Origin of the sequence: Synechococcus sp. N19, assembly GCF_900474045.1 — a bacterium.
GTDB lineage: Bacteria > Cyanobacteriota > Cyanobacteriia > PCC-6307 > Cyanobiaceae > Parasynechococcus.
In genome coordinates this window covers 1-22966 of sequence record NZ_UCNR01000016.1, presented here as the reverse complement: position 1 = coordinate 22966, position 22966 = coordinate 1, and the positions used below count along the sequence as shown (strand labels likewise).

The following is a 22966-nucleotide window of genomic DNA, read 5'->3' as shown; positions in this document are numbered from 1 at the left end:
ATGGCCGTGTTCGACCCCGATCTGCAGCCCTCCAGCGACCGCGGCCACCTGCTCACCGAGCAGAGCAACCGGCGCAGTTCACGCCTGGATCAGCTCGACACCCTGGCGCTGGTGGAGTTGTTTGCAGACGAGGATCGTCGCCCTCAGGAAGCTGTCGCCGCGGTGGCCCCAGCGCTAGCCCAGGCGGTTGATTCTGTTGCTGAGCGCCTCCGTGCCGGCGGCCGGCTCTTCTACCTGGGTGCTGGTACCTCCGGACGGCTGGGGGTGTTGGATGCCGCGGAATGTCCGCCCACCTTCTGCAGTGATCCCCAGCAGGTGCAAGGTGTTCTCGCCGGTGGCTCCGATGCGTTGCTGCGCAGCTCGGAAGGGCTTGAGGACATTGAGGCCTCCGGACGTGCCGATCTCGAGGAGCGGGGCTTCTGCGCCAAGGATTGTCTGGTGGGCATCGCCGCAGGCGGCACCACCCCCTACGTGCGCGGTGGGCTGGCCTTCGCCAAAAGCATCGGAGCCCTCGCCATCGCTATGGCCTGCGTTCCAACGGAGCAGGCGCCCCTGCCCTGCGACATCGACATCCGCCTGCTCACGGGCCCTGAGCTGCTGACGGGATCCACCCGGATGAAGGCTGGAACCGCCACAAAACTGGCCTTGAACACCCTCTCTACCGCCGTGATGGTGAAGCTGGGCAAGGTCTACGGCAACCGCATGGTGGATGTGGCCGCCAGCAACAGCAAGCTGGTGGACCGGTCCCTACGGATCCTGCGGGATCTTGCCGGTGTGGAGCGTGAGCAGGGGCTGACGCTGCTGGAGGAGGCCGGCGGATCGGTGAAACTCGCCCTGTTGATGGCCGCTGCAGCCTTGTCGGTGGACCAGGCCAAGGCTCTTCTGCAGCAGCACAACCAACAGTTGCGGCCGGCCTTGGCCGCCTGCGGCGCTCAGCTGGCGGAAGCCTGATCGAACGGTCCCCAGTAGGGGGCGGTGAACAGATCAAGGTTGGACCGGGTCTGTTCTGGGACTTGATCTTTGGGGGTGATCAGGGCGTTGGCGAGGGCTGTGTGGGCCGGCGAGGCGGGTGGGTCCTGTTTGAGCCGCTGCATCAATCCACTCAGGATCGGTTCGGTGGCTGAGGCATTGGCCTGAAGGTTGCCGATCACCATTTCCACTGAGACGGCGTCGTGATTCTCGTGCCAGCAGTCGAAGTCGGTCACCATGCTCAGGGAGGCATAGGCCAGTTCGGCTTCCCGGGCCAGACGGGCTTCGGTGTGATTGGTCATCCCGATCACCGAACAATCCCAGGAGCGGTAGAGCTTGCTTTCGGCGCGGGTGGAGAAGGCGGGGCCCTCCATGCAGAGATAGGTGCCACCGCGGTGCAGCCGTCGACCCTCCGGCAAACCCTGTTCGGCGGCATCGGCCAACAGGGCACTCAAATTGGGGCAGAAGGGGTCCGCAAGGCTGACGTGGGCCACGCAGCCGTCCCCGAAGAAACTGGCGGGCCGGTCACGGGTGCGGTCGATGAACTGATCGGGCACGACCATGTCGCGCGGCTGCAGATGTTCCTGCAGGGACCCCACCGCCGAGAGCGAGATCAGCCAGCACACCCCCAGTGAACGCATCGCCCAGATGTTGGCCCGGTAGGGCACTTCACTGGGAAGCAGATGGTGATGGCGGCCGTGGCGGGCCAGGAAGACGGTTTCGACGCCCTCGAGCTCTCCCAGGCGCAGTTGATCGGATGGTGCCCCGAAGGGTGTGTCGACCGTGCGTTCCTCCACCTGCCGCAAGCCGGGGATCGAATAGAGGCCGCTGCCGCCGATCACACCGACGCGGGCTCGGGAGAGGTCAGGCATGGTCGGCGTCTCTTTACACTCCAATTTTGCTCGCGCCACCATGACCAAGGCCTTGATGGACACTGAAGCAGGCCTGATCGAGCTCGAGCTGTTCGAAGCCGATGCCCCGAACACCGTCGCCAACTTCGTGAAGCTGGCCAAGGATGGCTTTTACGACGGTCTGGCCTTTCACCGCGTCATCCCCGGCTTCATGGCCCAGGGGGGCTGCCCCAACAGCCGTGAAGGCGCCCGCGGCATGGCCGGTACCGGCGGCCCCGGCTACCAGATCGATTGCGAGATCAACCAGCAGAAGCACCAGGCCGGCACCCTGGCCATGGCCCATGCCGGTCGCAACACCGGCGGCTCGCAGTTCTACATCTGCCATGAAGCCCAGCCTCACCTCGATGGCGTGCACACCGTGTTCGGCCACACCGGCAACATGGATGTGGTGCTGAAGCTGGCCAACGGCTCCAAGATCAACAAAGTGACGATCCAGGAAGGCTGATCAGCTCCGGGTCCAATGCAGCAGTGACGGGCTGTTTTCCAGCAGTTCGTCACTGCCCAGGTTGATCAACTCATCGAGTTGATGTTCCACCCGTTCCAGGGTCTGGGGCGGGTGCAACGCCATCCGCTCCGTAGGAACGCGCATCAGACCCACCCGCTCGGTGGCCGCCAGGGCCGCCAGGCTCTTCAGCAGGGGGGCTGCATCGGCGCCGTCGGGAATCAGTTTCCAGACGAATTGCGGTCGATCCCACAGCGCTAACAATCGGGGTTCATGCAGGGCCTCAAGGCTGAAGCCAAGGCGCTGGGCGATGGTTTCTACTTCCTGGCGAATGGTGGGCCAGCTTTCGGGGCCCACGTTCACCGCCAGAGCCAGCACCACGCAGGGACTCTCGGATTCGAACAGATGCCCGAGCTTCTCCCGTTTGGCCGCCAGGTAGTCGGCGTTGTGGGCACCGGGGTCCATCACCAGAGGTACCCGCTCCTCCACCTGCAGGCCATAGCCGCCAAGGCCGGCAATCTTGCGGGGGTTGTTGGTGAGCAACCGCAGCCGATGGATGCCGAGGTCGGAGAGGATCTGTGCGCCAACGCCGTAGTTGCGCAGATCCGCCGGGAAGCCAAGCCGCTCGTTGGCTTCAACGGTGTCGAGCCCGGCTTCCTGGAGGCTGTAGGCCTTCAATTTGTTGATCAGGCCGATGCCCCGCCCTTCCTGGCGCAAATAAACGACCACACCCTCGCCCTCCGCTTCGATCTGACGCAGGGCTGCCTCGAGCTGGGGCCGGCAGTCGCAGCGCAGTGAGCCGAAGGCATCGCCGGTGAGGCATTCGGAATGCATGCGCACCAGCACGGGTTCGCTCAGGGCATTGGGCTCACCCTTGATCAGGGCTACGTGTTCTGAGCCATCCAGTTCGTTGCGGTAGCCCACCGCCTGAAAGCTGCCGAAGCGGCTGGGCATCTGGGCCTGGGCCATGCGGCGAACGAAGCGCTCGTTCTCCAGCCGGTAGCGGATCAGGTCAGCAATGCTGATTAGCTTCAGCCCCCAGCGATCGGCGTAGCTGCGCAGCTCGGGCAAGCGGGCCATCGAGCCATCGCTGTTCTGGATTTCACAGATCACTCCGGAGGGGCTGAGGCCCGCCAGCTGAGCCAGATCCACGGCGGCTTCGGTGTGACCGGCCCGTTTGAGCACGCCGCCGGGACGGGCGCGCAGGGGAAAGATGTGCCCAGGGCGGCGCAGTTCCGCTGGCCGTGTGGCTGGGTTGAGGGCCACCTGAATCGTGGCGGCGCGGTCTTCGGCGGAGATGCCGGTGGTCACCCCATGTTCGATGCCGGCATCGATGCTCACGGTGAAGGCCGTTTCGTTGGCATCGGTGTTGCGGTCCACCATCAGCGGCAGATCCAGTTCGTCCAGCCTCTGCCCCTCCATGGCCAGACAGATCAGGCCCCGTGCCTCGGTGGCCATGAAGTTGATCGCTTCCGGGGTGGCGAACTGGGCCGCGCAGATCAGATCGCCTTCGTTCTCCCGTTGTTCGTCGTCCACCACGACAACGCATTCCCCATTGCGGATCGCCGCCAGGGCGTCGCTGATGGCATCAAACGCGATCGGTTCGTTCGCGGGGTCGAGGGAACTGGGGTTCAGGAGCCTGGTAGCCGGGATATGACTTCATTATTGATCTCTGTACGATCGACCGTTGGCTGGTTGGTTCAATGGCAGGCAGGACAACGTCGGCGGTTGAAGCGATGGCAACGGTGAAGGGCGGACGGGTTGCTGTGATCGGCGCCTCAGGCTACGGCGGCCTGCAGACCATCCGTCTGCTTCAGGGCCACCCCGGCCTGTCTGTGAGTTTTCTTGGCGGTGAACGCAGTGCTGGCCAACGCTGGAGCTCCGTCTGCTCCTTCCTGCCCCTGCCGGATGACCCAACGGTGGAATCAGCGGATCCGGATCGGATTGCGGCCTGTTCCGATTTTGCTGTTCTGAGCCTCCCCAACGGCCTGGCCTGTCAGTTGGTACCGCAACTGCTGGAGCGGGGTGTGCGGGTGGTGGACCTCTCCGCCGACTTCCGCTACCGCTCCCTAGAGCAGTGGCTGCAGGTGTACGCCAAGGAGGCCGGCTCCCTCAACCGTCAGGACGCTGAACTCTGCAGCAGTGCCGTCTACGGCCTGCCGGAATGGAACGGCCCTGCCATCGCTGACGCGAAGCTTGTTGCTGCTCCGGGTTGCTTCCCCACCGCCAGCCTGCTGCCCCTGCTGCCGTTCCTCAAGCAGGGCCTGATCGAGACCAGCGGCATCATCATTGATGCCAAGACGGGCACCTCCGGCGGAGGGCGCGTGCCGAAGGAGGCCATGCTGCTGGCGGAGGCCTCGGAATCCATCGCGCCCTACGGCGTGATCGGCCATCGCCACACGTCTGAGATAGAGCAGATGGCGATGGAGGTAGCTGGCCAGGAGGTGCGGCTTCAGTTCACCCCGCATCTGGTGCCGATGGTGCGTGGTCTTCTGTCCACGGTGTATGCCCGCCTTCGCGACCCCGGTCTCACCGCCGAGGATTGCACCACGGTTCTGGAGGCAATTTACCGCCACCACCTCTGTGTTCAGGTTCTGCCGGTGGGCACCTATCCCGCCACCAAGTGGGCGCGCCACACCAACCGTGCTCTGCTGTCGGTTCAGGTGGACACCCGCACCGGCCAGCTGGTGTTGATGAGTGCCATCGACAACCTGATCAAGGGTCAGGCCGGGCAGGGCGTGCAGTGCCTCAACCTGATGGCGGGCCTCGCTCAGGAGACGGGGCTGCCCCTGCAGTCGTTCTATCCCTGACGCCAGGTGGGCTTCAGCTCAGCCAGTGCCCTGGGCAGGAGCAGGTGTTCCTGCTCCTGAATCCGTTGGGCGAGCCTGGCGTGGTCATCCCCATCGAGAACGGGAACGGCAGCCTGGGCCAGGATTGGACCGGCATCCAGTTCCTCGGTGACGATGTGCACCGTGCAACCGGTGACCTTCACCCCGGCCTGCAGGGCCTGCCCGATGGCATCCAGGCCACGGAAGCTGGGCAGCAGTGAGGGGTGGATGTTGATCAGGCGATCGGAATAGCCGCTGACCAGCACCTCGGTGACGATCCGCATCCACCCTGCCATCACCACCAGTTCCACCTGGTCGGCGCGGAACAGGCGCACCAGTTCGCCGTCCAGCTCGCGCCGGTTCTTGATCAGGCGATGGTCAAGCACCGTCACCGGAATGCCGAGACGTTCCGCCCGCTGCTGGGCACCACAGCCCGGATTGTTCACTACCAGCCGCTGGATCCGTGCATTGAGATCCCCCGCCTGAATCGCCTGGGCCAGGGCCTCGAAGTTGCTGCCGCTTCCGGATGCCATCACCCCCAGCTGCAGCGGGGCCTGGTCAGCTCGATTGTTGTGGCTAGGGTCTGTCAAAGCGGGGTTCGGTCCATGTCCCATCTCTCCATCCTGCCGACTGTCTTCACCGACCTCGAGCGTCTGGTTCAGGCTCTTTGTGATGAGGGCTTCACGGTGGAGCGATCGACAAAATTGCAGGGATTCGTGGACGACTCCCATGCCGTGGATGTGCTCGCGTTTCAGGGCTCAGCCATGCCCCTGGGCTGGACCCAGCGGGAGGACGGAACAATCGTGATGCATGGCGACATCCAACGCATCAGCCGCCAGCCCGGGCTTGAACAGCGCTTGCAACGGGTGACCCGCCGCTACGCCCTGCTCCACGCCATGGACGAAGTCCGCCTTGGTGGCATGGGTTCCGCTGAGCTGATCCTGCAGACCAACTGACGTGTTCGAACCGGTTCAGATCCGGCTCGATCTGAGCCATCCCGAAACACAGACCATCGCCGTGTCCATCGAGTGGACACCGCAGACCCAACGCCAGACCTTCCAACTACCGGTGTGGACACCGGGGTCGTACACGGTTCGTGATCACGCCCAGCACCTCCACAGCCTGCAGCTGTTGGCCAATGGTGAGGAGCTGCCGGTGCGTCGCATGGCGCCGCACCAGTGGCTCTGTGATCTGCCGGACCTGAGCCCGCTCACGCTCAACTATCAGCTTGAAGCCCGGGATCTCACCGTACGTACCGGGTTGCTGGATCCTGATTGCGCATCGCTCTGTCTCGCTGCTGTGGCGATGGACATCGACGGTTGCCGCTGGTCACCACACCACGTTGCCGTCACGGCTCCGGAGCACTGGAGTGTGCATCTGCCGCTGGAGCCCAGCGCTGAGGGCTGGGTTGCTGCCGATTTCGATGCCCTCGTGGACAGCCCGCTGCATGCGGGGCCTTTTCAGGCAGAACCCTTCATGGTGGAGGGCAAGACCCATGAGCTGTTGCTGATCGGAACGCCACCGATGGGTTGGCCGCCGAACTTCATCAGCGACATCGAAAAGGTGTGCAGTGCCACCTGTCGCTTGCTGGGAACCCCTCCCCCGGCGGGGGACCGCTACCAGCTTGTTTTGCAACTGCTTGATCAGGGTTACGGCGGCCTCGAACACGACCACAGTGCTGTGCTGCAGTTCAGCTGGTCGGCTCTGGCCAAGCCCAAGGGGTACCGGCAGCTGTTGCAGCTGATCGGCCATGAATACCTGCACCAGTGGAATGTGCGGCGGCTGCGGCCTGTTGAGCTTCGCCCCTACGACTACGGGCAGGCGGTGATCACCGAAGGCCTCTGGTTTGCCGAGGGAATCACCAGCTACTTCGACCTCAGCCTCCCCCTTTTGGCGGGCTGTTCGGATCGACCGACCCTGCTCAAGGATCTGGGGGAGGAGCTGTCAAGCGTGCTGATGTCACCCGGTTGCTCGATCCAGTCGTTGGCGGCCAGTGCCCGTGAGGCGTGGATCAAGCTGTACAAAGCGACGCCAGCCTCACGGGACAGCCAGATCAGCTACTACCGCCTCGGTGCAGCGGTGGCCTTCTGCCTCGACGTGCGCCTGCGGCAGCGCGGCCACTCCATGGCCGCGATCCTGCGGGAGTTGTGGCAGGGCCCCGGCCGTCAGGCCCGTGGCTACAGCCGTGATCACATCAAGGCGGCAGTGGCTCGATGGGATCGCGATCTTGCCTCGGATCTGGATCAATGGCTTGACCAGCCCGAGGCCGTTCCCCTGCTTGATTGCGTGAAGGCTTTGGGGCTGCGCATGGACCCTGTGCCGCTCAAGCATCCCGACCATGGACTCACCCTCAAGGATGCTGAGGGCGCCGCTTTGATTCAGCGGGTGCGGCGTGACAGTCCCGGACAACAGGCAGGGCTTGTGGTGGGTGATGAGCTGTTGGCGATCAATGGCTACCGGGTGCGTCGCAGCAGTGACCTCGCAGTTCTGCTTGAGAAGCAGGAGTGTGTGCGCGTCACCTATTCACGACGCAGCCTGCTCAAGGAGACCCAGCTCTTCCCTGATGCGGGTGTGGACCATTGGGCGTTGGATTGGGATCCTGGGTGCACGACGGAACAACGGCAGTTGCGGGATCGATGGTTCGAGATCGTTTAAGCCGTTTCTGCACCGGTTTGTGGAACCGCGTTGAGCAGCACCGTCCGCTCTCCATCAGCGTTGCTGCAGCGGGGATGTTGGCTCTGGGGCTGACTAGCTGGTCGTTGATGGAGCAAGGGAAGCTCTCTTCTGTGAGGATGGAGCGTGGTCGCCAACGGGAGGACAACCCCTCCGCTTCGGTGCCGTTACCGCCGAAGTCGCGCTCTTGGCGCTCGCCCCTGGCCCGGCAGTGTTCGGGTGTGGACAGGGCGTTGCGGTCGCGTTTGAACCAGCTCGATGCCCGTTCGGGTTCCTGGCGGACGTTCGTGAAGATCGATCCCACCAATTTTGGTGAGCGCTACGACAAGGACGCCTACGGCCGTTTGATCGATGCCACGCCGAGGGTGGTGGTGCTGCACGAAACCGTCTACTCCTTGAGCTCCGCTCTGAACACCTTCATGACGCCCCACCCCCGCGATGAGGATCAGGTGAGTTATCACACCCTGGTGGGCCAGGACGGACGCGTTCTGGATCTGGTGGATCCCTTGAGCCGGGCCTATGGCGCAGGTTTTTCGGCCTTTCTGGGGGAGTGGGCGATCACCAACAAGAAGCTCAAGGGCTCCATCAACAACTTTGCTCTGCATCTGAGCTTGGAGACTCCACCATCAGGCGCGAATGCCAACCGTTCCCACGTTGGCTACACCTCCAAGCAATACGACGCGCTGGCCCTTGTGTTGTCGGGTTGGATCCGCTCCTTCAATCTGCCGCCAGCGGCGATCACCACCCATCGCCATGTGGATCTGGGCGGAGAACGGGATGATCCCCGCAGTTTTGACTGGTCGAAACTTCAGACGCGGCTGGCGGCCCTCGGCGACCTCTGCGTGAGCTGATGCGTCGTTAGCGTTCGCATTCCTGTGTACTGCGTCGGTGACAACTCTCCCCAGCGAGGATCTTGATCGCATTATCGAAATGGCCTGGGAAGACCGAACGCCCTTCGAGGCGATCGAGTTTCAATTCGGACTCTCCGAGCCGCAGGTGATCGCAGTGATGCGGCAAGAGATGAAAGCGTCATCGTTCAAGCTTTGGCGCAAGCGGGTCAGCGGCCGCAAAACCAAACACGCCGCCACCAGCCGCTCCAATCGATTCCGGGCGAGCTGCCACAAGTGAATGGAGCCCGATTGGGTTCAGCGCAGGACGCCCCGCAGGATCCCTTCAACAAGACCAGCCGGATTCATGCCCCGGGGGAAAGACGTTGGAGCGTTGCGGTAAGTCGGGCTGTACATCAGAGCTGCAAGTAGCTAGATAACGGTTCAAGAAAAATTTTTGGCTAAAGCACTCCAGGAGTTGTTTCGTTGATCTCCTGTGGTGGATCGATATCCCACCCATTAGCGCACCTCTGAATTCTGCATGGGGGGGATGCGGAGCTGTTTGTCTACCTGTACCGAGTGATTTGATCATGTTTTTGATTTTCTTTGGCGATTAAATCCTTAAAACTTTTGTGTATAAAGGCATGGCTATGGTAAATATTTTAGAAAAAATTGAATAAAACCATTTTTACTGCACTTGCTGCTGGGTTGGGTATTGTCGGTTAAAGCCCATAGGGCTTACATCCGCCGGCAAGTGTATTCATGATCTTATCTTTTACCAAAAAAGACCTATGGCTTGAAGAGTTCGCCTGAAGCTTGTTGAGCTTGTTGTTTAAACGTGTAGAAGCCATCCTCAATTCCAGGCAAGCCATTTTGTAATTATCAAGACTGCCGGATTTTGAAAATTCTTCGAGGTGATTATGATACCTGAGCATCGCATGTTCAGCTTGTGCTGATACCTCAGAAGCTGCCAATGGAAGCGTTGGCAGGTTAAGCAGCAATACGAAGAGTGGAGGCCTCATTCGATGGGGCTTCAAATCTTCTCTAGATACTGGGTCTGGACTCCGCTAAATGTTGGTGTGTTGGAGATTTTGCAAGAATTTGAAATCCTCTGGTGGTTTGCGTTGTCGGCCACCCTTTGTTGTCTGGCGCTTAGCAGAAATAAAACTGGAGCCTGAGTATTTATCTTAAAGTGAAATCATTTTGCAGACTGGCTGTTAATCTATGGCTTTATTGGAGCGAAAATAGCGTTTAAAGTAGGTCGATGTTGCCCGAATTTAATCCTTTCGTGCAAAGGGAATGGCAGGACAAAGGTGGGGCTTGACGACTTTTGTTGAGGCTAGAGAGGTCTTGTAGTGGCTTGAAGTTTTAGTGTTTGCTTGTGGCAAAGATGCGTTAGGGCTTCTTGTTTAGTTTGATGATATTCATTTCTAGTCCCCAGGCAAGTAAGTTATTAGTGGTATCGCATAAGAATAAATAGCGGTCCCATGCTTCAATTATGCTATCTGCTTCTTTTATATATGTGGCCATAGCATGATGTGATCGCACAAACTCGCACGAGGCTTTAACACTTTGGGGTGTCATCTCATTTTCTTTGATCTTAGTTATCAATTGAAGACCCCAGAAAGCCTGTGCTACACCATTCGGCTGGCAAACTGCGCGATCAAGAAGGTCGAGGATGGGTCTTAGTTCTGTCGCTCGTGGGCTGTCCATTCCATAGGCATAACACACTTAATTTTTTGCAGGCAAGAAAAAAGCCGGCTCATGCCGGCTTGTCGTTTAAATGGTTTGAATTTGTTGATCTGCCTATGCTTCTTGTTGCGATACACAGTTTTTGTATTCCTCCCAATTCTCCACCACTTCTCCGCATCCATTCACGACGCAGTGAAGCGGATCATTGGCCACCATGGTCCGAAGACCTGTGCTTTCAGTGATCAACTCGCTGATGCCTGGGATAAGTGCGCCTCCTCCAGCGAGAACAATTCCATTGGTGTAGACATCAGCAGCCAGTTCTGCAGGGACATTGTCGAGAACTTTCTTGATCGCATCATTGATAAATCGCAGTGGTTCCTGGATCGCTCCGCATATTTCTCCAGAGGTGACGGTAACGCTTTGGGGTAATCCTGTTTGGCAGTTCAAGCCGCACACTTCGATTTGATTTATTTCTCCAGATGCGCTTTGGTGCGCTGATCCAATGGTCAATTTGATGTCTTCAGATGTTGTTTCACCCACGATCAATGAATATTTCTGCTTTAGGTATGCAGCAATGCTTTCAGTGATCTCATCGCCTGCCACTCGTACCGACTCACTTGTAACCGGAGCACCAAGGCTGAGAACGGCTACATCTGTTGTTCCACCACCAATATCCACGATCATGCTGCCCGTTGGTTCATTGATCGGCAATCCTGCGCCAATCGCTGCTGCAACCGTCTCATCAATCAGGTGAACTTCACGTGAGGCCAGTATTCCAGCTTCGCGAACGGCAAGTCTTTCAATATCGGTGATACATGAGGGAACTCCGATCACCATGCGAGGAGCATTCGCATTTTGTGTATTACTGTTTTTCATGAATGACTGCATCATCAAATCTGTTGCTGCTTTATTGGCAATAACACCGTCTCGTACAGGTCTTACTGTTTCAATATTTTCAGGCGTTTTGCCTATCATTTGTTTGGCGGGTTTTCCTGACTTGAGTAGTTCGCCACTCTTCTTGTTGATGGCGACAACAGATGGCTGGTCAAGGACAATTCCCTGCCCCGAAAGGTACATCAAAGTATTGGCTGTGCCGAGGTCAATGCCGATCGAAGCGGGCTTCCGGAAAATGCCGAACATTTGAGGTTTGGGTATCCATTTCGAACATGCCCAGTTTGAGTTTTTACTCCCATCGGCTTAATTAATTTTTTGGTTTTCTAGCGTTGCCCTTCTCTTGCGCCGCTACCTGTGGTGGTTGTGTTGTTTGTCTTGTGCACTCGACTGAAGCATCCTTTCGACTTTTCTGCTGTTGCCCGGAATGAGTATTTTGCTGTCTTGATCGATTGGTGTTCTTGGTGGTGGCTTTTGATGGTTTGTGGCTATCGGTTGATTAGTCATCGAAGTGCCCATGGATGACATAACGCTGTACGGGTTCAAACGCGGAATCGTTCGCGTTTGAAGGGTCATGTCGGTTCACTGCGAGGCTCTTTGTCCCGGCAGAGGGCGCCATTCGATCTACATCGTCTATGGCGCAACAATGCAAAACATCCCATGCAGGTCTCGGTTCAGGCGCTTCCTATCAAGGCGATATCGGCCCACGCCTCCTTCGCGACACCTGGTGATGACGTGGCTTCTTTCTCTCGGAGTGGCAACGTTTTGCGTCTTGGTTAACGCTCTTACATCGACTAGATAATCAAGAGTTGGACCCGCATCAAGCTCTCGAAGGGACTGAAAGCCCTCTTCGGCCACTGTTACTTCGCCGCCATCAGCCGCTTCGATCGGTTTAGCGCAGGACGCCCCGCAGGATCCCTTCAACAAGACCAGCCGGATTCATGCCCCGGGGGAAAGTCTGGGGTTCGTTGCGGTAGCTCGGGCCTGAGATCAAGCCTGCAGCCATCTGCCCCATCACGCCGTCAAAAGAGGCAGTGTCATCGGAACGCAGTACTGGAGTGATGAAGGCCCTGACGCAGCCATAGAAATCCCTGGCGTCTCTGCACTGTGCCGCTACTTCGGCGTCCACCTGAGCGAGTGCGGTTGATGGGACAAGCAGGCCAAATGCCGGCAATGGAAGGAGCTGTTTCATCGGTTTGCCCTGCTGGATCGATGCTTCAACAGAAAGGGGGGCGTCCACATCCCCCATAAGGGGGAGAGGCAGAGCTGACGAACTCCCTCAACTGAGGGATAAGGAGACGAGGGTTTGGGTTGGGCCGCTCATGCAGCCAAGTGCTCGTCGTAGATCCCTAAACCGTGATGTCGGGATTTGGCTGGCGACCGCCGTAAATCAACCCGTGCAGTTCAGGGTCCTGCATGTAGCCCAATACCCGTGCTGGGTAATCCAATTTTCCGTTGTGGAGATAGTTGAGGGTGGCGATCGCCTTGGCATCCAAATATGAACGGCTCGCCTGAAGCATCAAGCTCTCCGGCAGACCAAGGGCCAGCTTCAGCCGTTGAAACTTTGCCGCCAGCAGGGTGATGTTCATCTCGGGGTCGAGCAATTGATTGCGGGCCCAGGTGATCTCCTCCTGTGTTGGCTTCGCCGGCAGTCGGTTCTGATGGATCAGTTCCGAGACGCTGATCTGGGCCGGCCCATGGGTCTTCACAAGACCGGAATGGGCGATGAAGGGGAGGCTCTCCCCCGGCTTGGAGTGCTGAATTTCGTCGAAAAGAACGGCGGTGATCAGCATTGGATTCATCTGATGCGCCGCTGCTTGGCGCAGGATCACCGGCTTCAGCTCGCGAAGACGATCCACGGTGGATGCGCGCAATGGTTGGAGCTGATCCATCCCGCTGGTGAACAGCTGGGCCAGCTGCGTCTGGGGGCCGTGCACCCCGAAGCGCCGTTGCAGCAGCTTCAGTTCTTCGGGTGAGAAATCTGTGGGCTCAAGACTGTCCTCCACCACAAGTGGGGCTTGATCCCCAACCTCAGCAACCGGGTGTGACCACTGACCAACCAGGCACAGGCTCGCTGCCGTCGCCAAGAGGGCTGTTGTCCATCGCAATGGCTCAGCCATGGGGGATGGAAATCGGGTCAGCGGAAGATGACATGAAACTAGCTGTGGTGTCCTTGTATGCGGGCATCCCGTCAGATTCTGGATACGTTCGACAGGACTGCACCGTCCGCCCGGCATGAGCTTTCCGGATTTCAACGCTTCCGACGCTCATATTCAGTGGCAGAGGTTCTGCGATCTCAGCTGGTATCACGATGATCTGGGCGTCTGGCTCGACATCAGCCGGATGCATGTGAACGCCACCGACCTGCATCAGCTGCAGCCGCGAATGGACAAGGCGTTCGCAGCGATGAAGGAGTTGGAAGCCGGTGCCATCGCCAATCCCGATGAGCAGCGCCAGGTGGGGCATTACTGGCTTCGTACCCCTGAACTCGCTCCCTCGTCAGAGCTTCAACAGCACATCTCCAGGAACATTGATCTGATCGCAGCCTTTGGGCGCGATGTGATCAACGGAACGATCAAGGCCCCCAACGGCGAAGCCTTCACCGATGTGCTCTGGATCGGCATCGGCGGCAGTGGCCTGGGACCCGCCTTGATGATCAAGGCGCTCCAGAACCCCGGCGAGGGGCTTCCGTTTCATTTCTTCGACAACGTCGATCCCAATGGGATGAGCAACGTTTTGGCGGGGTTGGAGGGTCGTCTCGACCGCACCCTGGTGGTGACGGTGAGCAAGTCGGGGGGAACGCCCGAACCCCACCTCGGCATGGAGCAGGCTCGCCATCGCCTCGAGGCCGCTGGGGGCCAGTGGGCCGGCCAGGCCGTTGCCGTGACGATGCTTGACAGCAAGCTGGATCAGCAGGCCCAGAAGGAAGGTTGGCTCAATCGCTTCGACATGTTCGATTGGGTGGGGGGGCGCACCAGCATCACCAGTGCCGTTGGTCTGCTGCCCGGTGCCTTGATTGGCTGTGACATCCGCGATTTCCTCACCGGCGCCTCTCAGATGGATGCCGCAACCCGCGCAGCGGATCTGCGCCGCAATCCAGCCGCCCTGATGGCCGCTTCCTGGTTCGTGGCCGGTGGTGGTCGCGGTCAGCGCGACATGGTTGTTCTGCCCTACCGCGATCGTCTGGAGGTGTTCAGCCGTTACCTCCAGCAGCTGGTGATGGAATCCCTGGGCAAGCGCCTGGATCGCAACGGTGACGTGGTGCATCAGGGCATCGCTGTGTACGGCAACAAAGGCTCCACCGACCAGCACGCCTATGTGCAGCAGCTGCGCGACGGTGTCGACAATTTCTTCGCCACCTTCATCGAGGTGCTCGAAGACGTGAGCGACATCCCCACGCTTGGCGGGGAATGCCCCGGCGACTTCCTCGATGGTTTCCTGCAGGGCACCCGCTCAGCCCTTACCGAGGGTGGCCGCCAGAGCATGACGATCAGCATGCGTCGCTTTGATGCCCGCCGTCTCGGCGCCTTGATCGCTCTGTTCGAGCGTGCCGTCGGTCTCTACGGCGAACTGGTGAACATCAACGCCTACCACCAGCCCGGCGTGGAAGCCGGCAAGAAGGCAGCGGCGGCGATTCTCGACCTTCAAGGTCGTGTGGAAGCGATCCTGGCCGACGGTGTGGCCCGCTCCGCCGATGAAATCCGCCTGGCCCTCGGGGATGGCACCGATGAATCCATCTTTTGGATTCTGCGTCACCTCACCGGCAACCAGCGCGGCTTCAGTGCCCAGGGCGACTGGAGCCAGCCCGCCTCGATGCGTTTCAGCAAAGGCTGATCCAGCCTGGGATCAGGGCACCAGGTTCACCAGTTTTCCGGGGACCACGATCACCCGACGGGGGGCTGCGCCCTCCAACCATTTTTCGGCCACATCACTGGCCAGGGCGAGCCGTTCCAGCTCCTCCTTGTCTGCGGAGGCCGGAACCTGCAGCTTGCCCCGCACCTTGCCCTTCACCTGGATCACCACTTCAACGCTGTCCTGCACCAGTGCCGTTGGATCCAGAACCGGCCAGCTTTGACGGTGCACGCTGTCGGATCCCCCCAGACGGCTCCAGAACTCCTCCGCCAGATGAGGCGCGAACGGAGCCAGCAGGCGAACCAGTCCGGAAAGAGCTTCCTGCAACACAGGTGCACTCAGAGCCTCGATGCCGGTGGAGCTGATGGCATTGGAGAGCTTCATCAGCTCGGAGATGGCCGTGTTCAGTTGGATCTCGTCGCTGAGGTCCTCGCTGACGGCTTCGATGGCCAGGTGCAGCGCCCGACGTACGTCGCTGTCGGCATCGCTCAGATCGGCTGGCCGTTGCATCGGCTCGAGTGAATCGATGCGGGCAGCACCCGCCTCAACAAGGCGCCAAAGCCGTTGCAGGAAGCGGAACTGGCCCTCCACATCGGCGTCATCCCACTCCAGATCCTTCTCAGGCGGTGCCTTGAACAGGATGAACATGCGGGCTGTGTCTGCGCCGTAGCGATCGATCACCGCCGCGGGGTCAACGCCGTTGTACTTCGACTTCGACATCTTCTCGAACAACACCTCAAGCTTGTCGCCGGTGTTGGGGTCCCGGGGATTTTCGGGATCTGCCACGTCCGCTGGAGCGATGTACTTGCCGGTTGTCGTATTGCGGTAGGTAATTCCCTGCACCATGCCCTGGGTGAGGAGCCGTTCAAACGGTTCGTTGATGTCGACCAGGCCGCGATCCTTCAGCGCCTTGGTGAAGAAACGGGCGTAGAGCAGGTGCAGGATCGCGTGTTCGATGCCGCCCACGTATTGCTTCACCGGCAACCAGCGGTTAACCGCCTCCTTGCTGAAGGGTTTCTCGGTGTTGTGGGGATCGGCGAAGCGCAGGAAATACCAGGAGGAACACATGAAGGTGTCCATGGTGTCTGTTTCCCGCTTGGCCGGCTTGCCGCAGCAGGGGCAGGTCACATTCACCCAGTCGCTCTGCTGGCTCAGGGGCGAACCGCCCTTGCCCGAGAGATCAATGCCCCGGGGCAGCTCCACCGGAAGGTCCTCGCGGGGCACCGGAACAGCACCGCAGTCATCGCAGTGGATGACGGGAATGGGGCAGCCCCAGTAGCGCTGGCGTGAGATCAGCCAGTCGCGCAGGCGATAGGTGACCTTGCTCCGGGCCCAGCCCTTCTCGGCGCCGTGGCCGGTGATGGCGCCCTTGGCTTCGCTGGAGGCCGTGCCATCGAAACTGCCGGAGTTAACCAGTGTTCCGGCATCCGTCCAGGCCTGACCGGCCGCGATGGCTTCAGCAGCTCCCTCGGCGTCGATCACCTGCTGGATCGGCAGACCGTTCGACTGGGCAAAGGCGATGTCACGTTGGTCGTGGGCCGGTACGCCCATCACGGCGCCCGTGCCGTACTCGGCCAGCACGTAGTCGGCGATCCACACCGGCAGCACCGCCCCCGTCAGGGGGTTGATCACATGACTGCCGATGGGTACCCCCCGTTTGGGCCTGTCATCACTGGTGCGTTCGATCGTGCTCAGACGAGCCACCTCTTTGCGGAAGGCCTCCACCGTGTCCTTCTGATCAGCGCTGGTGAGGCTGTCCACCAGCTCGTTTTCCGGTGCCAGCACCACGTAGCTCGCCCCCGCGAGGGTGTCGGGTCGGGTGGTGAACACGGTGATCGTCTGATCCTGTGCTCCCTCAACGCTGAAGCTGATCTCCGCCCCTTCCGAGCGACCGATCCAGTTGGCCTGCATGGTGCGCACCCGTTCCGGCCAACCCTTAAGGGCGTCCAGGTCGTTGAGCAGCGGCTCGGCGTAGTCAGTGATGCGCAGGAACCACTGATTCAGCTGGCGTTGTTCCACCAGAGCTCCGGAGCGCCAGGAGCGGCCGTCACCATCCACCTGCTCATTGGCCAGCACGGTCTGGTCGACTGGATCCCAGTTGACGGTGGCGTTCTTGCGATAGGCCAGCCCTCCTTCGAGCAGTTCAAGGAACAGCCACTGGGTCCAGCGGTAGTAGTCGCTGTGGCAGGTCGCCTGTTCGCGGCTCCAATCGATCGAAAGGCCAAGGCGATCCAGCTGCGCCCGCATCTGATCGATGTTGCGGTCGGTCCACTCGCCAGGGTCCACATTGCGTTCGATTGCCGCGTTTTCAGCGGGGAGTCCGAAGGCATCCCAGCCCATCGGATGCAGCACGGCATGGCCCCGCATGCGTTGAACCCGGGCGATCACATCGGTGATCACGTAGTTGCGCACATGGCCCATGTGCAGGCTTCCCGAGGGGTACGGGAACATCGACAGGGCAAAGAATCCGGGCTTCTCACCACCTTCTTCTGTGGTGTCCACCCCATCCGCCTTCCAACTCTCCTGCCAGCGCTGCTCCAGCGCAGTGGGGTCATAACGACCGGTCTGGGCACTGGCGTCGACGGCAGGGTTGGCAGCGTTCACGGAACCAGCGCTCGGCAAGGTTGCGATCGTGCCACATGCCTGGCGTTCAGCCGAGGGAGCGGATCACGCTGATCTGCCGACGGTTGATCAGCACGGGCCGGCTCGCACCCGCCCGTTCGATGGCCAGAAATTCAGGGTCCTGCCAGATCAGACGCCCCTCGATGGGCTCCTGTCCCACCACACCAATGCTGAGGGGGAGCTGTTCACGAATCCAGCTCTGCAGCAACCGAACCCCCGGAAGGCTTGGATCGAGTGGAGATGTCTCCATAGGATTCGGGGGCAATACCGGCCACGCATGCTGCAGTTCAGCAAAGATTGGCAGAAATGAGCCTATAACTGGGTATTGGGCGTTGAAAACGCTCAATACCAACCAAATACCAACTTTATTTCAGGTCCGTGCCGCGGATTTCGCAAAAACAGGCTGTCCTAAATGGGCGAGGAGCTGTTGTTCAGTACGCCTCAGGAAGCAGTGCTGGCGGTTGGTTCTACAGGGAGCTGGTTCCTGGGACTAAGTCCTACAGAACAAGGCGCATAGAAGGAGCCCAGACGCTCGAGGAAGCCGTCTCAGCAGCCACTGATTTGGCATTCCAGCTGAACTCCGCTTCAGCAGGCTCTCAAGCGGTTCTAGGGGGTGTTCTTAAGAGGCGAACCGGAGCAGACAAGCAATACGTCACTTCTTCGGTCCGCACGCCAAGGTCCTTGTCCATGGAATCGGCCTTAGGGGGATTCGAAAAGGAGGAGCTTCTCCGGGTTAAAGCAGGTCACATCACTGAGGGGACCCACCGGAACAAGATCCGAACGCTCAGGAAGCACCTCATCCCTTTCCTGGAATCCAAATACGTCGTTCAAACCAATCAGATCAGGCCTGACAGCTTTCAGGACTACGCACTGTGGCGAGCGAATGCGTCTCCTTTGAGCATCAATCGTGAAATCGTTCAAATTCGCGACTTCCTAAGGAACTATCTGGTCAGGCATCGCCTGATGCCAGCTGAACTCCTGGCTGACAAAGGACTCTTTAGGAAGCTTCCGATCCGACAGACAGACCTAATGGCAAACCCAGCCATTAACCCTGAAGACTGGAAGCTGATCATTGACTGGATACGTGGTCCGTTCCGTAAGGAGGTGGAAGAGGACTCAAATCACAAGTGGCATTACTGGAGAACTGCTTTCTGGCACTTTGCTCTTTTGTTGAAGAACAGCGGTATGTCGCCTGAGGAGGCGATCAAGCTGAAGTGGAAGCAGATTGAGTTCCGCAATGAACCCAGAAGAACATCAAGAGGAGGTACCGAAGATTGGATTGTTACCTACATCAATACAGTCAGATCAAAGACGAAGCAGGCCAGGGAGATCCCTTGTAATCAGGGGAGAGAATTACAGCGATGGCTTGAGTTCCAACGCCAGTACATCAATGACCACAACATTTCAACAGAGATAACTTTGGATACGCATGTGTTTGGGCAGCCAATGAAAGATTGGCGGCCTTGGGAGCGGAATCAATTTGGTAAAGCATGGATCAAGGCAAGGAATGCCGTAGGACCACAACTCAAAGGTCATAAGTTTTCAAAAAAGCCTTATACGCTTTATTCATTACGATCTACCTTCATCGAAGATCACCTTGTTAAAGGTACTGACATCTTTTTGTTATCTAGGATTGCTGGTCACGATGTGAAGATCCTCCAACGTCACTACGAAAGAATGGACATCCGATTGAGATCACGCGAAATCACACAGATTGAATTTGGAAAACAAAGGATGAGTCACTGCTAATAAATCCATTTGAATAGAGTCCACTCAGAATCGCCTGCAAGGCGTCTCAAATAGCTAAAGCAATGAATCCCTTATTCACACTCACCAACACGCCTTGTAGAGGCGTATAGCACCCATGCAGAAGAAAACAAAAGACCAAAAGTACTATCGAAAACTAAAAAAAGATGGCCAAAAAGACTTCAGAAAAGTTAAGCGGGATAACTCGCCCTATCCAGGCATCCGCGTAACCAAGAAACAGATCACCTTTCGAGTAAGTCAGGAAGCCGCAGATCGGCTCAAAGCCCTGGCTGATCAAGCAGAGGTGACTCAGTGGGAAATGGTTAGCCGGGTGATCCTCAAAGGATTCCCAGGCATCGTGGAGGCTGGATGGGCAAACCACGGTGAATTGCCAACTCGTAGGTACGAGTGGGATTGGTCACTGATCTACGGAGCCGGCGCAAAGGTCAAATACAAAGGCAGCACAGGCGACAAGCAGCTGAACATGCGGATCACGAGCACCGCATGGAACAAGATCCACTGCGCCAGGACTGCGCTTGGTAAGTCGATGAGCAGGCTGATGCAAGACCTGCTGCTGCACTACAAGCCACTTACCCCAGAGCGACTCGCCAAGCAGAGGGAGTACCAGCAACAACGCGCAGCCACCAACTATGGAGTTGGGGTTCAATCTCCAAAGGATCCCGACTACAAGCCAAAGTCCAACAAGTTCTTGGATGTCGGAGACCGCATTATCCATGTCAAAGAAATCCCAATTGAGAAATGGGACCCCGAGGAGTACGAGGAATGGGAGCAGTTGATGCTCGAGAAGTACGAACGCCAGTTAGCTAACGCGGTTAATGAAGGAAATTCAGACAAGGCTGAACACCTGCAGCGACTGGTCAATCAGATGCGTGAATCAATCCTCGATTAATCGCCTATCACAAATGAGGTCAGATCACCTGAGAAAACTGGGCTGGTAGTCAGGTCACTCTTGTATACAGGAGGGAGGAAGACAAGGAACAGGCTGAATACCCCTTACCCGCTTGTTCCATAAGAGAACAAGCCGTGTAAGTACGGACCACAAACGACACATCTACTTATTGATATTGGATTGCTGAACGAAATTCTTTTGATTACGACTGAACAACTACTTATCAATTCTTGGATGACTGAACATCATCAACTACAACACACGACTAATGACTGAACCAATCACTAACCTAAATGATGCCTTTGATCTCTTCTTTGTAGGAGGCACTGTCCGACTTCGACTAAAAGAGTGGATCACCCGCGAGACTCTGCTTGATGAAAAGCTCGAGAAACTTAAAATCTTGATTCCGGAGAATCACCCATGACCGCCTCTCGAAAGAAGAGCAAGGAAGTCAGCCATCCTTCCAAATTTTGTATATCAGGTACCCACCAGGGGCTGACACAGCCAACGCATTGATTGGCGGCACTATCGCCATGAAGAGGTTATGCATGATGCTTCCACTTGGTGTGATGTATATGACAGTCGCTAGCCACTGCATCAATCTCACACCAGCCACCATGTAGACAGCACTAAAGAGAACAGTCCAGACTGCTTTTTGAAAGTCAGTCATCTACCACCTCACCAACAACAGCAAGCCTCATTAGCTCGTCATAGACGATCGTCGCAATACCCAGCCAAGAGATATGACGCTCAGAGAGCCGCAGGGTCCGATGAACAGATGCCAAATGGGATCTCCACTTCCTACAAGGAGTATTCCCATCGTTGTGGTCAATACCACTCCAAAAAGAACGTAAAGCCACAGACGCGGATCCGCAAAGCGTCGCCACCACTGGCACAGCATCAGTACCAATAGAAGTGACTGCAAACTGATGGCAACTGATTTGCCTACGAGCGGATAAGCCGCAAGTGTCGCGGTGGTAATGAGAAGCAGCGTCAACCGCCATCTACGTGAACGACTAACCGCTGCCGTCAGCAGAGCCAGACCGGTGGCTAGTGCGCCATAGAAGACACCATTGAAAAAACTGTTGTGGTTCACGTAAACCCAGTCGGTGTTGGTGTGATCGACCATCTCCGCTAATGACGCCAAAGCGAAAAACATGAATCCAGATCTCAGCCACCATCCTCTGCAACGTGTCGCTACCCACAGGGGTACGAGAACTGCTTGTAGGTGAACAACGATCAGTGCTGTCAGCATGCTTTAAGTGCGGGTTGATGGATAATCAACGAGTCCTTTCAACAGCAGTAGGTCTCCTCAACTCATCCTTGATGAACCCAGCAACTCCCGCAACTAACGGAATCGTCATCCCAGCAACAGCAAGCAAAGCCATGGCTTGGATGAACCATTTTGGTGAGAGTGGTTTGTCTTTCATTACCGCAACGGGTTGATAGTTTCAGCCCGAACTGGCTCAGTGCTCTTCAGCAGCTCCGAGAGAGAGTTCCCAACAAACGTCCCGCCGGCCATCACTGCTGATAAGCAAGCAAGCCCAAGACCTACAGCCACAACGATATGAGTCAGTGGGATTGAAGCAGCCTCGGGTTCACGGGAGCTGGATGCCATCGGTATTCCTCTTCCTGAATCCGTTTTGGCTCAGACAGCCAGGTTGTTTCAACAACACACCAGATCAATATAGATATCCGTCACACAGATAATTCAAGTTGCTGATCAAAGATGGTTTGCTCGTAAGCCACTTGCTCGCCGTGAATCTCATACCACTCACCCAGAAGGTCAAGCCACTTTTGTTGATACTCAAGGAGCAGGTTGCCTTGGGTAGAAACAACAGTGACAGGCTTGCCATCCTCTGGATGTGCAAACAAGAGACTTGTCCTCGTTACCGGGGAGGGGAGCTGGTCTTCGTAGAGATGGCTTATCGCAAGTGAATACGCAGCCAATTGCAAACGCTGCTGCTCGCAGAACTTAGGTAAGACATTTTTTCCGTGACGCTTGGTCTTGTAGTCGATGAGAACTACATCGTCATTGACAAGCATGAGCCCATCACAACTACCGGCATACGCGCCAACACCATCAATCGAATGATGCAGCGGGACCTCAACTGCCAGTGTTTTCGAGGCTCGTGAAACCAACCTCTGAAGGGGGTTGATCCACTGCAAATGCTCCTCAACCGGTGTGTGGTCTTTACTCTGCAACCACTTCTCCATTGCCAGGTGGACTGCCGTTCCACGTTTGGCGGATTCTCTAGTGACTGCGTCGTGATCGATGTCGGGTTCAGACTTTTTCCACTTCGCTTTATCGAAAGGAAACTTCCAACCCAGAATCGAAGTGACGTTCGGCGCTATACGTCCACCACACTCATACAAGCCAAATCTCCGACCCTTCGGGAACCAACGCTCACTCACCTTGATGGGAGTGATTGGATCAAACAAGGGAGGCTGCATCACTCCTGAAGTCTGGGCTTTAAGCGTTCGACGAATTTTGGCTGGATTGCTCGTATCGGGCACGGACTACTTACAGCTCGTCATCCCTAAAAAGGGAGGCCGCCCCTCCCAGGTGGAAGAGACGGCCTAGCTCGCTCGCTTGTGCATGG

Annotated in this window: 21 protein-coding genes; 10 read left to right on the top strand and 11 right to left on the bottom strand. The window is 57.9% G+C overall.

Translation table 11 applies throughout. The features are described from left to right. The gene (gene murQ, locus DXY02_RS10095) at window positions 1–951 is read left to right on the top strand and encodes an N-acetylmuramic acid 6-phosphate etherase (RefSeq protein ID WP_114989234.1); all 951 of its coding nucleotides are present in this window, start codon (window positions 1–3) and stop codon (window positions 949–951) included. Here murQ and mtnP read toward each other — a convergent pair. Then, entirely contained in the window at window positions 933–1883 is a 951-nt protein-coding gene (gene mtnP, locus DXY02_RS10090; RefSeq protein ID WP_371640132.1) for an S-methyl-5'-thioadenosine phosphorylase, read from the bottom strand. The genes murQ and mtnP overlap by 19 nt on opposite strands. Here mtnP and DXY02_RS10085 point away from each other — a divergent pair. Continuing rightward, the gene (locus tag DXY02_RS10085) at window positions 1882–2325 is read left to right on the top strand and encodes a peptidylprolyl isomerase (RefSeq protein WP_114989232.1); all 444 of its coding nucleotides are present in this window, start codon (window positions 1882–1884) and stop codon (window positions 2323–2325) included. The genes mtnP and DXY02_RS10085 overlap by 2 nt on opposite strands. Here the strand turns inward: DXY02_RS10085 and ribBA are convergent, their stop codons facing one another. Beyond that, window positions 2326–3921, bottom strand: a complete 1596-nt coding sequence (gene ribBA, locus DXY02_RS10080; protein WP_114989231.1) for a bifunctional 3,4-dihydroxy-2-butanone-4-phosphate synthase/GTP cyclohydrolase II — start codon at window positions 3919–3921, stop codon at window positions 2326–2328. It abuts the gene before it with no gap. A gap of 137 nt (window positions 3922–4058) precedes the next feature. Here ribBA and argC point away from each other — a divergent pair, with 137 nt between their 5' ends. Then, window positions 4059–5132, top strand: a complete 1074-nt coding sequence (argC, locus tag DXY02_RS10075) for an N-acetyl-gamma-glutamyl-phosphate reductase (protein ID WP_114989363.1) — start codon at window positions 4059–4061, stop codon at window positions 5130–5132. Here argC and purN read toward each other — a convergent pair. Then, window positions 5123–5683, bottom strand: a complete 561-nt coding sequence (gene purN, locus DXY02_RS10070) for a phosphoribosylglycinamide formyltransferase (protein ID WP_244276262.1) — start codon at window positions 5681–5683, stop codon at window positions 5123–5125. The genes argC and purN overlap by 10 nt on opposite strands. A gap of 72 nt (window positions 5684–5755) precedes the next feature. On the opposite strand from purN, the gene DXY02_RS10065 reads away from it, so the two are divergent. From DXY02_RS10065 to DXY02_RS10050, 4 genes are read left to right on the top strand one after another with little or no spacing between them, the layout of a single operon-like run. Then, window positions 5756–6106: a DUF1257 domain-containing protein gene (locus tag DXY02_RS10065; protein ID WP_114989229.1), complete on the top strand. Its 351-nt coding sequence runs from the start codon at window positions 5756–5758 to the stop codon at window positions 6104–6106. A gap of 1 nt (window position 6107) precedes the next feature. Then, complete coding sequence (locus tag DXY02_RS10060) at window positions 6108–7805, top strand: M61 family metallopeptidase (protein ID WP_114989228.1); 1698 nt, start codon at window positions 6108–6110, stop codon at window positions 7803–7805. Then, window positions 7787–8674: an N-acetylmuramoyl-L-alanine amidase gene (locus DXY02_RS10055; protein ID WP_114989227.1), complete on the top strand. Its 888-nt coding sequence runs from the start codon at window positions 7787–7789 to the stop codon at window positions 8672–8674. The genes DXY02_RS10060 and DXY02_RS10055 overlap by 19 nt, the downstream gene beginning before the upstream one ends. A 37-nt stretch (window positions 8675–8711) precedes the next feature. Further along, window positions 8712–8951: a TIGR03643 family protein gene (locus DXY02_RS10050; protein WP_114989226.1), complete on the top strand. Its 240-nt coding sequence runs from the start codon at window positions 8712–8714 to the stop codon at window positions 8949–8951. Between the two features lie 421 nt (window positions 8952–9372). Here DXY02_RS10050 and DXY02_RS12640 read toward each other — a convergent pair whose 3' ends face one another. The 4 genes from DXY02_RS12640 to DXY02_RS10035 form a co-directional block, all read right to left on the bottom strand. Next, window positions 9373–9651: a hypothetical protein gene (locus tag DXY02_RS12640; protein WP_206749639.1), complete on the bottom strand. Its 279-nt coding sequence runs from the start codon at window positions 9649–9651 to the stop codon at window positions 9373–9375. Between the two features lie 805 nt (window positions 9652–10456). Further along, complete coding sequence (locus DXY02_RS10045) at window positions 10457–11482, bottom strand: rod shape-determining protein (protein WP_114989225.1); 1026 nt, start codon at window positions 11480–11482, stop codon at window positions 10457–10459. A gap of 643 nt (window positions 11483–12125) precedes the next feature. Continuing rightward, entirely contained in the window at window positions 12126–12425 is a 300-nt protein-coding gene (locus DXY02_RS10040; RefSeq protein WP_114989362.1) for a hypothetical protein, read from the bottom strand. A 157-nt stretch (window positions 12426–12582) separates the two neighbouring features. Further along, window positions 12583–13353 carry a helicase DnaB gene (locus DXY02_RS10035; RefSeq protein WP_114989224.1) on the bottom strand — a complete coding sequence of 257 codons (771 nt, stop codon included), beginning with the start codon at window positions 13351–13353 and terminating at the stop codon, window positions 12583–12585. A gap of 115 nt (window positions 13354–13468) precedes the next feature. Between DXY02_RS10035 and DXY02_RS10030 the strand changes: the two genes are divergently transcribed. Then, window positions 13469–15067: a glucose-6-phosphate isomerase gene (locus DXY02_RS10030; protein WP_114989223.1), complete on the top strand. Its 1599-nt coding sequence runs from the start codon at window positions 13469–13471 to the stop codon at window positions 15065–15067. Window positions 15068–15079: 12 nt separating this feature from the next. On the opposite strand, the gene leuS is transcribed toward DXY02_RS10030, so the two are convergent. Beyond that, entirely contained in the window at window positions 15080–17689 is a 2610-nt protein-coding gene (leuS, locus tag DXY02_RS10025) for a leucine--tRNA ligase (RefSeq protein WP_114989361.1), read from the bottom strand. A 46-nt stretch (window positions 17690–17735) separates the two neighbouring features. Next, window positions 17736–17957, bottom strand: a complete 222-nt coding sequence (locus DXY02_RS10020) for a hypothetical protein (protein WP_114989222.1) — start codon at window positions 17955–17957, stop codon at window positions 17736–17738. A gap of 437 nt (window positions 17958–18394) precedes the next feature. Between DXY02_RS10020 and DXY02_RS10015 the strand changes: the two genes are divergently transcribed. Together DXY02_RS10015 and DXY02_RS10010 are read left to right on the top strand one after the other, a co-directional pair. Beyond that, window positions 18395–19456 (top strand): tyrosine-type recombinase/integrase, encoded by a 1062-nt coding sequence (locus DXY02_RS10015; protein ID WP_114989221.1) that lies wholly within the window; start codon window positions 18395–18397, stop codon window positions 19454–19456. Window positions 19457–19571: 115 nt separating this feature from the next. Next, window positions 19572–20363 (top strand): hypothetical protein, encoded by a 792-nt coding sequence (locus DXY02_RS10010; protein ID WP_114989220.1) that lies wholly within the window; start codon window positions 19572–19574, stop codon window positions 20361–20363. Window positions 20364–21063: 700 nt separating this feature from the next. Here the strand turns inward: DXY02_RS10010 and DXY02_RS12275 are convergent. Beyond that, window positions 21064–21522 carry a hypothetical protein gene (locus DXY02_RS12275; protein ID WP_137024508.1) on the bottom strand — a complete coding sequence of 153 codons (459 nt, stop codon included), beginning with the start codon at window positions 21520–21522 and terminating at the stop codon, window positions 21064–21066. Window positions 21523–22061: 539 nt separating this feature from the next. Further along, a complete protein-coding gene (locus DXY02_RS10000) occupies window positions 22062–22880 on the bottom strand; it encodes a PD-(D/E)XK nuclease family protein (RefSeq protein ID WP_244276260.1) in 819 nt (272 codons plus the stop codon). Window positions 22881–22966 lie beyond the last annotated feature (86 nt).

Coding starts and splice junctions, on each gene's coding strand:
- murQ (WP_114989234.1), top strand. CDS start 1: ATGGCCGTGTTCGACCCCGATCTGCAGCCCTCCAGCGACCGCGGCCAC.
- DXY02_RS10085 (WP_114989232.1), top strand. CDS start 1,882: ATGACCAAGGCCTTGATGGACACTGAAGCAGGCCTGATCGAGCTCGAG.
- mtnP (WP_371640132.1), bottom strand. CDS start 1,883: ATGGTGGCGCGAGCAAAATTGGAGTGTAAAGAGACGCCGACCATGCCT.
- argC (WP_114989363.1), top strand. CDS start 4,059: ATGGCAACGGTGAAGGGCGGACGGGTTGCTGTGATCGGCGCCTCAGGC.
- purN (WP_244276262.1), bottom strand. CDS start 5,683: ATGGCATCCGGAAGCGGCAGCAACTTCGAGGCCCTGGCCCAGGCGATT.
- DXY02_RS10065 (WP_114989229.1), top strand. CDS start 5,756: ATGTCCCATCTCTCCATCCTGCCGACTGTCTTCACCGACCTCGAGCGT.
- DXY02_RS10055 (WP_114989227.1), top strand. CDS start 7,787: ATGGTTCGAGATCGTTTAAGCCGTTTCTGCACCGGTTTGTGGAACCGC.
- DXY02_RS10045 (WP_114989225.1), bottom strand. CDS start 11,482: ATGTTCGGCATTTTCCGGAAGCCCGCTTCGATCGGCATTGACCTCGGC.
- DXY02_RS10040 (WP_114989362.1), bottom strand. CDS start 12,425: ATGAAACAGCTCCTTCCATTGCCGGCATTTGGCCTGCTTGTCCCATCA.
- DXY02_RS10035 (WP_114989224.1), bottom strand. CDS start 13,353: ATGGCTGAGCCATTGCGATGGACAACAGCCCTCTTGGCGACGGCAGCG.
- DXY02_RS10030 (WP_114989223.1), top strand. CDS start 13,469: ATGAGCTTTCCGGATTTCAACGCTTCCGACGCTCATATTCAGTGGCAG.
- DXY02_RS10020 (WP_114989222.1), bottom strand. CDS start 17,957: ATGGAGACATCTCCACTCGATCCAAGCCTTCCGGGGGTTCGGTTGCTG.
- DXY02_RS10015 (WP_114989221.1), top strand. CDS start 18,395: ATGGAATCGGCCTTAGGGGGATTCGAAAAGGAGGAGCTTCTCCGGGTT.
- DXY02_RS10010 (WP_114989220.1), top strand. CDS start 19,572: ATGCAGAAGAAAACAAAAGACCAAAAGTACTATCGAAAACTAAAAAAA.
- DXY02_RS12275 (WP_137024508.1), bottom strand. CDS start 21,522: ATGTTTTTCGCTTTGGCGTCATTAGCGGAGATGGTCGATCACACCAAC.